The sequence below is a fragment of the Blautia coccoides genome (assembly GCF_034355335.1).
Taxonomy (GTDB): Bacteria; Bacillota; Clostridia; order Lachnospirales; family Lachnospiraceae; genus Blautia; species Blautia producta.
Genome location: NZ_CP136422.1, coordinates 5,423,130 through 5,438,513 on the forward strand (window position 1 = coordinate 5,423,130; position 15,384 = coordinate 5,438,513).

Below are 15,384 nucleotides of genomic sequence, written 5' to 3' on the forward strand. Positions count from 1 at the left end.
CAAAGGTCATGGATATCTGGCATAGTGAAAGCCTTTTGCCTGCATGATGATATGCCTTTCCTTTCCGGCATCTCTGCCGCAAAAGGTCATCAATAATCTGATTGTTTCTTTTGGGCATAAAAAAAGGCCATGCCCTTTCGGACACAGCCAGATGCCTATAAAACTTGAGAAAAGAAAATCCTCCGCAAACTTTTGTTTGCGAAGGACTATCTCTCCCAGCATATCAAGCTTAGCATATATGTAATTTCAAGTCAGTACCAGTACTCTGCCAATCTCCTTTCATTTTAGTACCAATAATATTCCATTTATGTTTCATTCAATACCACAAGATCACTGCTCCAAAGTAGCCCAGAATATGTTCTTTCTGCCTCTTTAAAGTATCGGTAATATGTTGTCCTAGACATATCAAACATTTCTGCTATCACCTTATGTCCAGTATTAAAGCCTGAGAAATAAAAATGATATAACATTTCATAGTAAATCTCGCCTTTGTTCGGATACTTACGAAGCCATTCCAAACATGTCTCCATTCTATGTAATAACGTAGCCGTATTACGCACTTCTATTAGCTTATCCTCAAGGTATTTTCCATTCATGTTTAAATCTTCTCCTAACACAGAATCAACCAATTCTTTTAATGATTTCATGTCACTCTCAAATAACTCTTCCTCTACATCCTGTGTTCTTACCATCACTGCAAACTTTGCCATTTGATAAGATTTTAACAATAGTTTTGTTTTATTTAACATTTCTTCCATGATCGCACCTCCCATTGCTATTAAGACACTATCATGGGGCCCCTTTGATACTTGTATTGTATCATATAGTAATACCTCATTCCAGAACATAAGAATTTACTTTTTTACCCTTTTCAAGGTATTTATTTAGTCTTATAATGGGTATACAGCAAAGAAATAAGGTATTTATGGAGGTGTGATTATGAGTAAAACACAATTTATTAATCAAGACTCTACAGGAACAGAAGACATTCGCCAAGATCATATAAATGCAATCCGAAATAGATTGAAAATCAAACGTGAAGAATATTGTAAAACGCTTTCAAACAAAAAGGTTCTAGGACCTGGTGCAATCCATGACTACTTAGAAAGAGAGTATCACGTTTGTACAAGCAAAACCACAATACAAAATTTCTTTTCAGAGGATGATAATATCCAAAAAATTGATATTTCTGCCGTGCTTGCAATGTGTGATTGGTGGGGCTGCGATCCCAGTGAAATATTAGCTTTTCCAGATCAAACGTCATTTTCTACAAGCAACAAATATAAACAAAATCCTCATCAGCAACTATTATCAGACCTTAGCTATAATGGCAGATTCTACTGCTACTTTTTTAAGATTTCCGGAACCGATTCATCTTTCAATCTGCCTTATCCTCATTCACTAAAAAAACGAGAAGACTTAATGGAAGGAACAATTACATTTAATATTGACTCTGACAATGGTTCAAAAGCATATTTTGAATACAAACAACGAGTGCATCAATTTCAAAAGGATGATGACATTAAAATCAAACGATGTACTTGTTTTCCAATGGAATCATCATTAAACCATAATATTTATTTAGATTTTGTTGATCAAGATGGTCGTTTTTATTACATATTTTTCAACCATCAAGTTTTTATAAACGGTCCTCTATATTTCAGAATCGGAGGAATGATAACAGAAACATCCGAGCATGATAATGGACCTATCTTCCAAAAAATAGTTCTTTTTCACGAAAAACCTGATGATTCACAGAAATCTCTAATTCGAGGATTACTTAACACCAATCCTTATAATTATTTGTTGGATAAACAAGAATTAGAAAGCCTTGCAGCAACTGACACCGATATCCAAATTTTTTGGAATAATTATAAAGATTTACTTGCCCCACGCAAAAGAGATATTTACTTCTTCAATGAAACTTTAATTACCAAAGAATCGGGATATCTCAGTGAGTATGATGCTAAAAAAACCCTAATTAAATTACGCCATCATAGTTACTCTCAAAACCAAATCATTATTGGTCGAGATGAAGATGCCCATCGAATTGCACGTAGGATGCAAAATCCGAAAGATGTAGATCATGATGACTACCAATAACTTTTCGCAGGCACATTACTGTGCCTGCACCTTTTTAGCAATTCCCCAAAGCATTGCCGCATAAAGACGAATTGCTTTTTTTCTCTTCCTATAATAGGTGGTATATGGCATATCATCCAGCATCAACATTACCTCTTCATTTGTATTTTTAAAAGAATCAAAATATCTATATCGTAACAGTCTATAATATAATTCCCCTTCATCCGGATACTCCTTGACAATTAGTAACGCGTCTTCCATAATTTCTAACAAACACAAACTAAAGTCGTTTGATATCAATCGTTCTTGTATTCTTCTTTTTTCTATTGTTGAATCAAAATCAAGTATCTTGTTTAATAATGCCGTAAGTCTCTTCCTATCCTCAATGTATAATTCCTCATCAATTTCCTGAAGATTTCTATATACTCTAAATTTTACTTTCCGATACAAATCAAGCAAAGTTTCTGTGTTTTTATACATTCCTTCTGTTACCTGTTCAACTTCATCTAATGTATCAAATATTGTCTGCATAATTGTCCTCCTTCCCGACTGCACCTGCAGTCAGACCAATCATAAAGTATTTCTCAGCAATAACTGCTGCGCTGAACATCACTGTCATGCAGCTTCCGCAGAAATTTCTACAGTGGGATTGTTTTCATTTCTGGCTGACCGGAAACTATATGATATATGTAAAGCAGCCGGTTCTCACGGGAAAGGATGTATCCCCGACTACTGATGTTTCTGTTTTGACTATTTTTTATTTTCAAAGGGAGCCCTGTTTTAGGGCATCCTTTTGGAATAGCTTATTTTCGTTCCATAAACCATTTATAATTTTCTTCATATGTGAGATGGCATATCTTACCTTCCACCATACAAGTATAGCGATAACCGGTACCACCAGCTTTCCTGCTCGCACATCTTTCTGGTTTTGAAATTTTATCAATTTCATACCGATGCCCGTCTTCCCAAACAAACGCTTTAGGAATCAATTCACCTTCCCGGCTAAATACTGCCAGGACATCAACATATACCTTATCCATCACTCAAAAACACCTTGCCTCCCCTATCCGTGGAAATAACCTTGCGGATGAACCGTATGCTCTCTTGCATTTAATTGTGCCAGGATCTTATCCTGATAAACGAAAGCTCTTTGAATGCTTTGGTATCCAAACCTGGCTCGGATTTCATCCACTACCTGATCCATCTTTTCCAACTTTTCTCTTTTCTGTTCACTCATAAATAAGTCCAACTGATACGGCATATCATCTGATACCAGATCACATCCCCGGACGCCAAGACTTCTAATAGGGTGTTCCCATCTGTAATTATCTTTAAATAGTCGATATGTAGCCTGAACAATTTCATCTGTAATATTGGTTGGACGCTTCAATTTGCATTGCCTTGAAAAATGATATAACTCATTATCACGAATTGATATTTCAATCACCTTACATTGAAATCCATTTTCACGTAATCTGGATGCTACACTTTCAGACAGAGCCATCAAAATAATCTTTACATCCAAATCATTCACCAGATCTCTTGGCGTCGTTGTACTATTTCCAATAGATTTGATTGGAGCTTGATACCCTTCTACACAAACTGGCGTTTCGTCCCAGCCATTTGCAAATGTGTGTAATACCAGTCCCATCTTTCCGAGACGGCTCTCCAATATAGCTGGTTCCGTATTTGCAAGTTCACCAATTGTTTTGATTCCTAAAGTCTGCAGTTTTTTATTAGTGCTTCTCCCGACATAAATCAAGTCTCCTGCCGGAAGGTTCCAGGCAAGGCTTTTATAGTTTTCTCTTGAGAACTCTGTAATGGCATCAGGCTTTTTATAATCGGAGCCAAGTTTTGCAAATATCTTATTCCATGAAACACCAATGCTGACCGTGACTCCCAACTCATGCTTTATTCTTTTACTGATTTCATTTGCAATTTTCATTCCATCACCTTTTATCGAAGTGCTGGCAGATACATCCAGCCAACTTTCATCAATTCCGAATGGTTCTCTCAAATCTGTATATTCACTATAGATTTCTTGTGCCATTCTTGAAAATCGCAAATACAAATCCATTCTTGGAGGCACAAAAATGATTTCCGGACAAACCTGCTTTGCCTGCCATAATGCCATTCCTGTTTTCACGCCAGATTTTTTTGCAATATAATTTGCTGTAAGAACAATTCCGTGCCTTGCTTCCGGATTTCCTCCTACCGCTAATGGCTTTCCCGCTAATTCCGGATGATGCAGCATCTCTACGCTTGCATAAAAACAGTTCATATCAGAATGAAGTATTGTACGTTCCATATCATCACCGCCCAATCAATATTAGCAACTTATAGCAAGTTTATTATTGACTTTTTCTTTTGTTCATTCTATAATTTGCTTATAGTTACGACAGATTGCCACTTCTTGCTAATTCGTATTCTAGCAACTATTAGCATGATTGTCAAGATGCTATTCGCAAGAAATAGCAAATTAGAAATGGAGGCGCATTATGAAACCCTTTAAAGAGAAAGTAAAAGAACATCGAGGACAACTTGGATTAAGTCAAAAGCAACTGGCAGAAAAAGCTGGGATTGGATTCCGTACCATCGTTACTTATGAAGCTGGAGAACGCTTTCCCCAATCAGCGCAACTCTATAAGCTGGCAAAAGCATTAAATGTATCAACCGAGTATCTGAAGGACGATTCCATCGAAGACCCGACCTATGGACTTGATCGGATGGACTATGTTGAAGAAATGCGTCAGATGACCAGTAAGCAAGATTCTCTTAATCTGGAAGAAATGCTGAGACAAAACCAGACACTTTTTGCCGGAGGCAGCATAAGTGAAGAAGCCAAAGATCAATATTTTCAGGCTGTGATGGAAGCATATCTTGATTGTAAAAAAGCTGCGAAAGAAACTTTCGGCAGAAAAAAATCTGAAAACCTTGCATCTATTGATAAGTAATCCTCCCGCTATCCTTTTTATAGGACAGCTTTTATACTACACTGATAGTGAGAAATCCTATCTACTATAAAACAGGGAGGATGTGAATTCGATTGACCATTGAAACAATAGCTGACACAGTCAAACAGCTGCAAAACAAATATGATGAAACTGATCCTTTTCGTTTAGCTAAGGCAATGAAAATTACAGTAAAGTTACGCCCAATGGGAATCTATGAAGGATGCTGCAAGGGGTTTTTTCTAATTTCACGGAGAATGAAACATATCACAATCAACAGTGATCTTCCAGAACTATTACAGAAAGTAGTTCTCTCTCACGAACTGGGGCACTGTGTATTACATGCAGACTCTGCAGCCAGTGCACCTTTTCATGAGGTAACTTTATTTGATAATACGGACCATAAAGAATATGAAGCAAACATTTTTGCTGCCGAATTGCTCCTGCCAGATGAACAAGTTCTGGCTCTGCTCAATGATGATTTGTTTTTCTTTGACGTCGCCAAAAAATTGTGCGTTCCATTTGAAATGCTGGATTTCAAATTCCGGGTTTTAAAGCGAAAGGGGTATAAAGTAGAATCTCCTGTAGTGTCACAGGGCGACTTCTTAAAAAAGCTTGAAAGAGCTGCTGGCAAAATACCCTATACCGAATCTTGTTAATTATTTTAATAATGTAAGGAGCTTCCTTTTTGACAGCAGAAGCTCCTTACATTGCTTTTATTCATCCATTTTCAAAACCATTTCATAGAATTCCAAAAAATCTTTAGTTATGTAATATCCTGTGCTATCTACACTTAGTGAATTAAATGTATTATCATCTTCATCCACATCTCCAGATTCTGTTTCAAATTCTTCCTCTACAAATCCTGTTTGTTTAAGATGCATAAACACAAAATTTATTTCTCTTTGAGTAATATTATTTTTCTGAGAATAATCCTTACAAAACTGAGGGAACTTATTATTATATGTACGTCCAGAAATGTTTTTTGATGACTTACTCTTTTTGGAACAATCTTCGCAATACTTTTTATAATCAACCAAATATAAGATTTCACGATATGACATACTATTTAATATATTTATATATTCATCAAATACGCTACTTTGAATATGTGTATCTGACAGATAACCATTTCGAATAAGATTCCCAAAAAATTTGACCTTATCATTAGTTGCAAGCCTTCTTACAGCCTCTCTTACTCGCGCATAGTTAACAATGAATTCGACATCATTAACCATATCAGATGTAATAGAATGAGAATTTTTTAAGATCATGTCTATCAGTTCTTGTTCTTTTTTCTGTTGAAAGATTTCCAAAGATTTATCTATTGAAGAGTCTAACAAGTCTCCAATAACCGGAATTGCTTTTATTGGTGCTAAAAGGACCGAACTTACCACTGGATTTTCTTTAACATCTCTCAAATCATTGATATTTTCCAAAGATAATTTTACGCTCTCTAACCCATCATCCATGTTTCTTTCCCCCTTGTATATCTAATATCAGTGTAACAATTATAATACTGATATCATATCCAAACAACGCTTTTAATTCTAATAGAATAGTTTTTCCCTATGATGTCTCTTTTTTCTTCTCCCAGTAGGTTATTTATAGGGATCTCTTTTCAAGAGGTACTCTTCCGGCGGCTCTACCGCCGGCTAAATAGCAAGGACAGGAAGTGTATATACACTTCCGCAAAAATGGCAATTTAGGGAACCCTGCCCTAAATTAAAAACCTAGAAACAACCAAAATCGAATTACGTACAGAAAGAGAGAAACGACATGTCAAACAGAAAAAGAAACATTCAAATTTTATTTTGTGTTACTCCAGAGGAAAAGAAGCTGATCCGTCAAAAGATGATTTTGTCAAAGACCAGAAACATGGGAGCCTACCTTAGAAAAATGGCTATCGACGGCTATATCATCAACACTGACACAACCCCGATCAAGCAGGTGTATGAAGAGATGCACAAAATCGGTGTAAATATCAATCAAATTGCAAAAAAGGTAAACACCACTGGTGAGTTGTACCCGGAAGAAATGGAAGAATTGAAAAGGATGGTAAACGAGATATGGCATATATTAAAATCTTCCCCATTAAAGTAACTGACAAAAAAGCACTGGACTATATTATGAATCCGGGCAAAACCGAAGAGAAATTATTGATTTCCAGTTTCGCCTGTTCCCCTGAATCTGCTGATCTGGAATTTGCTTTCACCAGAGAAGAAGGGAAAAAGAACGTGATGGACAAAGGTAACAATCTGGCATTTCATTTAATTCAATCCTTTAAGCCTGGAGAGGTTGATGCTGAAACCGCACATAAGCTCGGCAAAGAATTTGCTGACGAAGTACTAAAAGAGAAATATGAATATGTCATCAGCACCCACGTTGACCAGAACCATATTCATAACCATATCATTTTTAATGCTACCAGCTTTGTTGACCACCATAAATATGTCTCCAACAAACGCAGCTATCATAAAATCTGCCGAATCAGCAACCGTATTTGTCAGGAAAACGGTCTGGTCACCAGTATGCCAACCGGCGAAAAAGGGAAATCTTATAAAGAAAATATGGAATACCATCGCGGAAACAGCTGGAAAGCAAAACTAAAAGTCGCTGTAGACAAAGCAATCTGGTCCTCTATCAACTATGATGAGTTTCTTCAAAAAATGAAGCTTGCCGGATATGAGATCCGTCAGGGAAAGAACCTGGCTTTCCGGGCACCGGAGCAAAAAAACTTTACAAATATGAAATCTCTGGGTAGCTATTATACGGAAGAAAATGTATTACTCCGCCTTGAGAAAAACCGGCATAAAACAAAATCTCCACGTAACGTCTCCAGAGAAGTACGACTTTTTGTCAATATCTCTGCTTACGTGAGTACCGGCAATCGTGCCGGATTTGAACGGTGGGCACAACTCAATAATCTGAAAGAAGCAGCCCGAACCTTCAACTATCTATCCGAAAACAATTTGCTGAATTACGAAGACTTTAGGCAGCATATTGCTGATATTGATAATTCTATTATTGCTACGGAACAGCGAATTTCTGAATTAATCTCTGAAATATCCCATCAGGAACTTATTCAGAAGCATTGTTCGTCCTATCGTACCTGCAGAAAAATAATTGAAGATGCAAAAACAGCACCGGATCCTCAGAAATATAAAGCTGCTCACCAGTCGGAATACAAACTGCATGATTCCTTAAAACAGCAATTACAGGAGCTGGGCATTACAAAATTACCTTCCCCAGAGAGGCTGCAGAAAAAAATTGACAATCTAAGAAATGAACGTTCCTCTGCTGTCAAGGAAAAGCAAGATTTAGAAAAAAGGCACTCAACATTAAATACCATAACTGCCAATTTCAACACCTTGCTATCCAATGACGCACATTTCAAAGATATTACTGAACGCCGACAAAAGGAACATGATTTATAATAATCTCCATATGTAATGAGCTAAGGTCAAATACACTGTACATCACTGACCCTAGCTCATTTTTTACTCTTCATCAATTTCAAAGACTTTCCGGTATTTCTTTCTTTGGCTTTCTAATGGCATCTGATCACAAAACTCTTGCAGCCATTCGTCGCATATAGACACCATTTCTTCTACAGGAAAATCATACTCCCCATATCCTATATCCCAATCGCAATCTTTACTTCGTTCTCCATACTCTACCAGCAACTCCGGAAACATTTCCATGGAGAAATAAATCGAATACTCGCTCAATCCCAACGCATCAAACAAGTACATAAATTTATTAAAATCCCCGACTGTCATCGGAATTCTTTTCTTGATTTTATCTCTATAGTTATCTCCACACAATCGCAAGAATTTGTTTTCCTGAGAAATAATATCTTTTGTTTTTTTCATCGGCTCTCTTCACTCCCGCTATCCATTTTATCCTCTGGTGCATATATAGCCATTATACTGCTACTGTCATCATCGTGATCAATATGTATCCAATAATCTCTTATCCAATACCCCGTGTGGCTTTTCCCCAATGTATACAGTTCATTTGTTTGAAAATCCACAATACATACTTCCGGAAATCTACCCTTGGAATCGCTCCATTCCATTTCATCCTGATACATGGAAAGGACTTTATCCAGACAATCCTGGCACAAGTATTTTTTTATCACTTCAAAATCCGGTATACTCTTTTCTCCGTAATTCACTTTACCCTCAAAAATCCCATGGTTGGGCATCCCATTGATCTGGAAACTGCACTCTTCCTCTCCATGTGAAGATGACGTAATACTTAATCCCCCATCACTGATGATTTCCGTACCATCATCAGAATATACACGAGTATCTAATGTTGATATTTCCATTGTATTCAAACATACTAAACCCAACATTCCCGATTTTCTGTAATATGGCATCAAGCTTCTTTCATTATTTCCGCAAATGCAGCACTCTTTCTGGCTAATTTCAGATTTTACATCCGGAATTTGAAAATTATTCTCTGCTTTTGTTGTTACCATATTCAATTTATGTACGCATCCCGTACAAAGCAGTGCAATCACAATTGCACCAAGTATTCCTTTTTTCTTCATTCCTACCTTCTCCAACACATAAAAATAGTGTCTATGACACTTCAACTCCCCTGCCCCTCAATCTTTGAGGGGTAGGTTTCTTTTTCTCTTTATTTCCTTCATAATAGTCATATGAACATTTTACAGGAAATTTTTAATGACCATTATGAAGAAATGATTTATCTTTTACATCCTCGCAAATCTATCATTGAGAATGTAAATAAGATGCTTAACTGTGGCGACTCTTCCTTCGGTGGGGCAATGTACATCTGTGATAAATGCGGTAATTACAAATTCGTACCTTTTCGCTGTCATAGTCGATTCTGCCCTACTTGTGGAAACATGTACTCCATTGACCGCACTACCTCTATGTCTTTTAAACTGGTTTATTGTAAACACAGACACTGTGTTTTTACGATTCCAGAAGAACTTCGCCACTTTTTTCTTGAAGACCGTTCTCTATTAAACTGTCTTTTTTCTGCTGTCCAAAGTGTTGTGTTACGTATGTTTTATAAAGAAAACAAATCCGAGTCTTTTACACCTGGGTTCATCTCTGTCCTTCATACTTTTGGACGTGATCTCAAATGGAATCCTCATATTCATTGTCTGATTTCTGAAGGTGCTGCAGGAAATCATACTGCCTGGCGTCGGTTCGGACATTTTAACTTTTCTTTTCTTCGTTTCGCTTTCCGTACTGCTCTTTTAAATATCATGCAGGAAAAACTCGGTAATTCCTTTAAACCTACAAAAGCTCTCATTTATCGCATCACTCCAGATGGTTTCTATGTTTTTGCCAAACCTAAGGATTGTGAACCTGATAAAGTTATTAAATACATTGGGCGTTATCTTGGTCGTCCTGTCATTGCGACTTCACGTATTGATTCTTATGATGGAGACACTGTTACTTTTCATTACAACAGACATGAAGATAATAAACTCATGATTGAATCCATTCCTGCATTAGAGTTTATTGAACGCCTCATTCGGCATATCCCTGAAAAACATTTTAAAATGATACGTTATTACGGCATTTATGCTCGTCATCGTAACAGCGATAAGCGGATACGTCGTGCCATTTCAAAAGAAAAGCACCACATCCTTCTCAGTTTTAACAAATGGCGGCCTTCTATTTTATCCTCATTTGGATATGATCCTTTAAAGTGCTCGCATTGTGGAAACATAATGTCTGTTCTTGAGATTTATTACAATCACAAACCTGTTTCTTTGCAAGAAATGTATGAAAGGGTTATGGCTAAACATGCTTGTCGTTCACCTGCCTGACCATAAGAAACTATATCTTAGTTCTCTGTTCTGTGATACAATCACCTTATCTTATTCCGAACGGAGACTATACTTATGAACACTATTACAGAAAAAGAACTTGTAAAGAAACTCAGAGAAAAATACACCAAAAATCCACCTGAAGGTATGACAGCAGGTATGATTAAACGTATGCGTGACAGTGACCTTCTCGATATGGATTATTTTTTACATGAAGATGTATTCGGTGAGGATGCAGAAGATGGTTTTTTTATCTTCTAACACGTCACTTTATTTTCTCTGCCCGCCTCCGCGCGGGCTTTTTCTTATAAAGAGTTCTCCGGCAGGAGAACTTTCCTATTACACAAAAAAAGAACAGTCCAATTTTTTCTTGAACTGCTCTTATTTCTTTAAACTCCTCATAAGAGATAACACAATCTCTCTTTCTTTAACTTCCAATCCATCCCATATATCCAATAACTCTGTTTGATCAGATGTCAAATCTAATTTGCCACTGTCTCCTGCAAAAAACTGAGCTAACGATATTCCAAATGCATCACATATTTTCTCAAGCGTTGGAATCGTCGGAATGCTGTCTCTGGACATTATATTTCCTAATGCTGTCTGCGACATTCCCGTAAGCTGTGAGAGTCGATATTTAGAATACCCACGTTTTCTGCATAATTCAGAGATTCTTTTTGGAATATACTCTTCTATACGCAAGTATTTTACACCTCTTCTCTGACCTATTTTTACATTCATTGTAACCACAAATCAGCGAAAAGATTAGAACCATACTACTTATCTAAATACTCTAGTATGCTTGAGTATTTGGGTAAAAAAAAGAAAAGCAGCTCTTAATGCCTATTCAATTGTATTTTTTATCAAATCCATCTTCTTTAAGAAAGTAATGGCATCTTCAATACCAGCCATATACGAAATATCCGCATACCGACAATCTACTGTTTGTAAGCAGGCAATATAGTCATTGATTATCATTCTGTCATGCTCCGGCAAATCAAGATCCATAACTCTCTTTGTCAATTCATCCAGATCTTTCTCATCTTGTTGAAATATCTCATCTTCTGCACAAATCTTGTTTCTGGTTGCATCAATAGCTTCCGCTATTGTCTGGTTCAATACTTCTCTCGTAAGCAAATCCATTCTTTTTCATCCTCCTGTACTATACGATCACCAATTTGGTGACTAAATTGTACAAAGATATGAACTCAATGTCAAATAACAATGAATGACATGATTCGCCGGATTTCGACAATTATTTCTCTTATTTATCAAATTCTCTTTTCCTTTTACATATCTCCCTGTACTCATCCCTTATCAGTGCATATGACAATAAATTTTCCACCAGAGTAATTATTTCAGGCGTATCCATATACAATAATTCTTTATTATGTACCGTTCCCAGTTCTATTTTTCCATTTTTAATAATAACAGGATATAGATTTTCAAGTAATTCTTTTAGTTCAGCAGACTTGCCACTTCCAATTTTTCCAACAGTAATTCTGCCATTATGGTAAAAATGATACGCTTCTCCAATCCGAACAATACTTTTGTCAACAGAATATTGCAGTGCATTATGCGGTCTATGATTATCCTGATCCACTGAAACTGTAAGAATTGTAGATGTTCCATAATCAAAAAAACTCAAATTTATAAAAAAAGTCTTTTCGTGATATTTTATCAGGAATGATCTATATGCCCCCTGATATGTTCCACCGGATGCATTTCCACATGATAACATTCTAATACCATAATCCTTAAGCAACGTGAAAATCTTATACTCCCTCTCCGGCAGACTATGACTGGTATCAAGAAAGCATTCCCACAGATTTGTCAAAAATGACCTCATTGATACCGGAGTATCCGGATTAAATTCATAACCGCAATAATAATCCCTATTGTTCTCCAACTCATCATACGAAAAACGGGGTTTTGGAGGCTCCACCAGCAGCACATCCCCTTCTCCTTTTAACATGGTTTCATATTCCGGAAATGATTTCAGCTCTATGTACTGATTTCTCTCTTCACTATACCTTGCAACAATCATATCTATACCGTTTGTAACCGCAATATAATCTGCCCCAAGGCAATCTGCATAATCACATACTTGCTGAATTTCTGCATCACCCAGCATAATTTCTGGTGCTTTACACTCAACAATTGCTAATGGCGAAATTACATCTTTGCTTTTTGTATATCTGTCAATTACCAAATCCGCACGTCTTATGCTGTCCACACCATACTTTGATAAAAGCATTTCCACCTGCAGCATATTAGATGGCACATGAATCACCTTTAACAAAAATTGTATTATCTCCTGCCGGATCTCTTCTTCCGGGGTTTTCAATATCATTTTGTCACGCACCGGATCCAAGAAATATTCTTTCCCATCAGACACGCAAATGTCCGGTAATTTCAAATTTTTCAGCTGTTCTTTAATCTCATACATATCTTATTCCTTTATGAATAACAAATACACATATTGATCTGTTATTTGTTTTAACCTATGCATTCACCATAGTCTGACGTTTCTGGGCTTCCAATATAGTATTTCTCATCTCATCTTCAATTTCAATCTTTATAGTTTCTATCCCAAATTGGCGGATAGTTTCTGCCAGAACAGATTTTCCATTTAATTTCTTCCACTCTATCTCATCACAAACTACAATGATTTTCCGATATGTTTTTCCGGTTATCCTATCCAGTAAGAGCATTTTCAAAATATCATTTGCAATTTTATTATTCTGTGCTTTCTTTGGTTTTCCAATATGAGAAAAGATTTCTCCCACAATACATAACTCTTCTGAATAAAAATCAGGCTGCATGTATGTAAATGGATTATCTGCAAGATATATCTTTCTGTTATGCTCTAATTTAATTTGGAGCCGTTTCTCAATAGCCTCAAAAATATATTGTTCTGCAATCACCTGTTCTTCAGATGACGACTTATGCTTTTCACTCATCTGTTATACCTCTTTTACTCTGGCAAATTCAAATCAGATTCTGTGCATTTACGGATAATGTGCTTTGTTCTATCCAACGGAAGAGGCACTTCATTCTCCGAAAAGTATTCCTTTTTCACAACTTCCACTACTGCTTCGTGATTATCTTTCCCTGCTGGAACAATTACAAAATCCCCAACCTCAATGGAATCATCATCCGCAATATAATAATATCTTTTGTATCCCTCCTCAAATGTCACACTACAGAATATTATGTCGCTACGGCATCTCCTTATCCTTCCATAAACAGACGGATCCATGATTTCTCCCCAGCCATAGAAAGCCATAAATTCAAAAACACTATCAATAAACACTTCCCAACCATCGGGCAGACCTTTTTTGTCATAAGTTCCCCGGATTATTTTTTCTTTTCCTTTTTTCGTGATAACCTTGATAGTATAATCTCTGATTTCATTCGGATCATCTACTACATCTACCGGGTTTCCTTCAATGTGTCCAAACAGTACATCTACATCCAAATCATCCAGCAGGCTGTCAATTCCGTCCTCAACCATATATTTACGTGAAACCGAACATCCAGTTCCGATATTCTGAATCTGTTCGATACTTTCCTGGTTTCTGTCTATGACTAAAGATTCTGTATAATTCCAGACAACTCTATCCAATTCTACGGCTGATTGTTTCGGCATTATTTGGGTAATCCTATGATAATCTACTTCTATTCTATTTACGATATCTGGCTTATAATTTCCATCAAACACATAAAGCTCTGGCATTCCCAGGCTGTCACGTATCAGCTCAGAGAGATCCTCACCCTGTACTTCAAATTCAGAACATAAAGAACCACGGAACTTAAATATCTTCCCTTCTGTATTTGTTAGCTCCAAGCTCCAGTCCCCAACGTCAGTTGCAAAGACTTCTATATAGCCCTCGCTGAAATAATCAGAAACTGCCTCCAGTACTCTCTCTGCAGTTCGTTTTTCCAATTTAAAATTCTTTGTTCTGGACTTTTCATAATGCCCATCACGTCTATGTCCAACCACATATACAGAATACCATACCCGTCCTTCTGAATTGATGGTTAGATGCTGTTCTACTTCCTCATCCGGTTCCGGACACGGACCATACCCCAGACGATTAGAAACTATGCGTACTTTTTTGGGCTTTCCTTTGAAAATAAAAGGATTTTCCCCCGATAATACTGCCAGACGGCTCAACGCAAGAATAAACCATGAACGATTTTCAAATTCCAAGATTGATGTTGCATCATATGCCCAATGATTAAAGTATCTCCATCGGGAATAAATGGCTGAACCAAGAAGCTGAATATCATTTACTTCATCAATAACCTTATCAAGCTCATCATATTTACTTTCCGCTTTTCCATACCTTTCAGAGAAAGAATGTCCGCAATCCATTTGAAATCCAAGAGCCTCACACTCATCCGCCAGATAATGATCGACAAGATCTGTATATGATATTTTTTGATCTCTGAATTTATCAACCCATTTCGTTGCGAAAGCATTAACTTGCTCTAAATATCCCATTCCAAACATACCTCCCCGAA

Annotated in this window: 19 protein-coding genes; 7 read left to right on the top strand and 12 right to left on the bottom strand. The window is 36.8% G+C overall.

Annotated elements, in window-relative coordinates; genetic code table 11:
- Positions 1-305: 305 nt before the first annotated feature.
- Entirely contained in the window at positions 306-758 is a 453-nt protein-coding gene (locus tag BLCOC_RS24400; protein WP_115623635.1) for a hypothetical protein, read from the bottom strand.
- A gap of 181 nt (positions 759-939) precedes the next feature.
- Here BLCOC_RS24400 and BLCOC_RS24405 point away from each other — a divergent pair, with 181 nt between their 5' ends.
- The gene (locus BLCOC_RS24405) at positions 940-2,103 is read left to right on the top strand and encodes a hypothetical protein (protein ID WP_115623636.1); all 1,164 of its coding nucleotides are present in this window, start codon (positions 940-942) and stop codon (positions 2,101-2,103) included.
- Between the two features lie 15 nt (positions 2,104-2,118).
- On the opposite strand, the gene BLCOC_RS24410 is transcribed toward BLCOC_RS24405, so the two are convergent.
- From BLCOC_RS24410 to dinB, 3 genes are all read right to left on the bottom strand, one after another.
- Entirely contained in the window at positions 2,119-2,613 is a 495-nt protein-coding gene (locus tag BLCOC_RS24410; RefSeq protein ID WP_115623637.1) for a hypothetical protein, read from the bottom strand.
- A 272-nt stretch (positions 2,614-2,885) separates the two neighbouring features.
- Complete coding sequence (locus tag BLCOC_RS24415) at positions 2,886-3,125, bottom strand: hypothetical protein (protein ID WP_465221580.1); 240 nt, start codon at positions 3,123-3,125, stop codon at positions 2,886-2,888.
- 20 nt (positions 3,126-3,145) lie between these two features.
- Positions 3,146-4,390 (bottom strand): DNA polymerase IV, encoded by a 1,245-nt coding sequence (gene dinB / locus BLCOC_RS24420; protein WP_115623638.1) that lies wholly within the window; start codon positions 4,388-4,390, stop codon positions 3,146-3,148.
- Between the two features lie 190 nt (positions 4,391-4,580).
- Here dinB and BLCOC_RS24425 point away from each other — a divergent pair, with 190 nt between their 5' ends.
- Both BLCOC_RS24425 and BLCOC_RS24430 read left to right on the top strand, forming a co-directional pair.
- Positions 4,581-5,036: a helix-turn-helix domain-containing protein gene (locus BLCOC_RS24425; protein ID WP_115623639.1), complete on the top strand. Its 456-nt coding sequence runs from the start codon at positions 4,581-4,583 to the stop codon at positions 5,034-5,036.
- Between the two features lie 92 nt (positions 5,037-5,128).
- Positions 5,129-5,692 (top strand): ImmA/IrrE family metallo-endopeptidase, encoded by a 564-nt coding sequence (locus BLCOC_RS24430; RefSeq protein WP_115623640.1) that lies wholly within the window; start codon positions 5,129-5,131, stop codon positions 5,690-5,692.
- Between the two features lie 57 nt (positions 5,693-5,749).
- Here BLCOC_RS24430 and BLCOC_RS24435 read toward each other — a convergent pair whose 3' ends face one another.
- A complete protein-coding gene (locus BLCOC_RS24435; protein ID WP_115623641.1) occupies positions 5,750-6,505 on the bottom strand; it encodes a hypothetical protein in 756 nt (251 codons plus the stop codon).
- Between the two features lie 307 nt (positions 6,506-6,812).
- Here BLCOC_RS24435 and BLCOC_RS24440 point away from each other — a divergent pair, with 307 nt between their 5' ends.
- Together BLCOC_RS24440 and BLCOC_RS24445 are read left to right on the top strand one after the other, a co-directional pair.
- Positions 6,813-7,136, top strand: a complete 324-nt coding sequence (locus BLCOC_RS24440) for a MobC family plasmid mobilization relaxosome protein (RefSeq protein WP_002584953.1) — start codon at positions 6,813-6,815, stop codon at positions 7,134-7,136.
- Positions 7,103-8,470 carry a relaxase/mobilization nuclease domain-containing protein gene (locus BLCOC_RS24445; protein ID WP_115623642.1) on the top strand — a complete coding sequence of 456 codons (1,368 nt, stop codon included), beginning with the start codon at positions 7,103-7,105 and terminating at the stop codon, positions 8,468-8,470. The genes BLCOC_RS24440 and BLCOC_RS24445 overlap by 34 nt, the downstream gene beginning before the upstream one ends.
- Before the next feature lie 63 nt (positions 8,471-8,533).
- On the opposite strand, the gene BLCOC_RS24450 is transcribed toward BLCOC_RS24445, so the two are convergent.
- Both BLCOC_RS24450 and BLCOC_RS24455 read right to left on the bottom strand, forming a co-directional pair.
- Positions 8,534-8,908, bottom strand: coding sequence for a hypothetical protein (locus tag BLCOC_RS24450; protein ID WP_115623643.1), 375 nt, complete (start codon positions 8,906-8,908; stop codon positions 8,534-8,536).
- Entirely contained in the window at positions 8,905-9,594 is a 690-nt protein-coding gene (locus BLCOC_RS24455; protein WP_115623644.1) for a hypothetical protein, read from the bottom strand. Before BLCOC_RS24455 ends, BLCOC_RS24450 begins: the two co-directional genes overlap by 4 nt.
- Positions 9,595-9,705: 111 nt before the next feature.
- Here BLCOC_RS24455 and BLCOC_RS24460 point away from each other — a divergent pair, with 111 nt between their 5' ends.
- Positions 9,706-10,854 carry an IS91 family transposase gene (locus tag BLCOC_RS24460; protein ID WP_115623645.1) on the top strand — a complete coding sequence of 383 codons (1,149 nt, stop codon included), beginning with the start codon at positions 9,706-9,708 and terminating at the stop codon, positions 10,852-10,854.
- 75 nt (positions 10,855-10,929) lie between these two features.
- The gene (locus BLCOC_RS24465) at positions 10,930-11,115 is read left to right on the top strand and encodes a hypothetical protein (RefSeq protein WP_115623646.1); all 186 of its coding nucleotides are present in this window, start codon (positions 10,930-10,932) and stop codon (positions 11,113-11,115) included.
- Between the two features lie 120 nt (positions 11,116-11,235).
- On the opposite strand, the gene BLCOC_RS24470 is transcribed toward BLCOC_RS24465, so the two are convergent.
- The 5 genes from BLCOC_RS24470 to BLCOC_RS24490 all read right to left on the bottom strand — a co-directional run bounded on the left by BLCOC_RS24470 (position 11,236) and on the right by BLCOC_RS24490 (position 15,364).
- Positions 11,236-11,595: a helix-turn-helix domain-containing protein gene (locus BLCOC_RS24470; protein WP_322255256.1), complete on the bottom strand. Its 360-nt coding sequence runs from the start codon at positions 11,593-11,595 to the stop codon at positions 11,236-11,238.
- 102 nt (positions 11,596-11,697) lie between these two features.
- Positions 11,698-11,997, bottom strand: coding sequence for a hypothetical protein (locus tag BLCOC_RS24475; protein WP_115623647.1), 300 nt, complete (start codon positions 11,995-11,997; stop codon positions 11,698-11,700).
- Between the two features lie 121 nt (positions 11,998-12,118).
- Positions 12,119-13,303, bottom strand: coding sequence for a type I restriction enzyme HsdR N-terminal domain-containing protein (locus tag BLCOC_RS24480; protein WP_115623648.1), 1,185 nt, complete (start codon positions 13,301-13,303; stop codon positions 12,119-12,121).
- A gap of 55 nt (positions 13,304-13,358) precedes the next feature.
- The gene (locus BLCOC_RS24485; RefSeq protein ID WP_115623649.1) at positions 13,359-13,817 is read right to left on the bottom strand and encodes a hypothetical protein; all 459 of its coding nucleotides are present in this window, start codon (positions 13,815-13,817) and stop codon (positions 13,359-13,361) included.
- 14 nt (positions 13,818-13,831) lie between these two features.
- On the bottom strand, positions 13,832-15,364 hold the full coding sequence (locus BLCOC_RS24490) for a hypothetical protein (protein ID WP_115623650.1): 1,533 nt from the start codon (positions 15,362-15,364) through the stop codon (positions 13,832-13,834).
- Positions 15,365-15,384 lie beyond the last annotated feature (20 nt).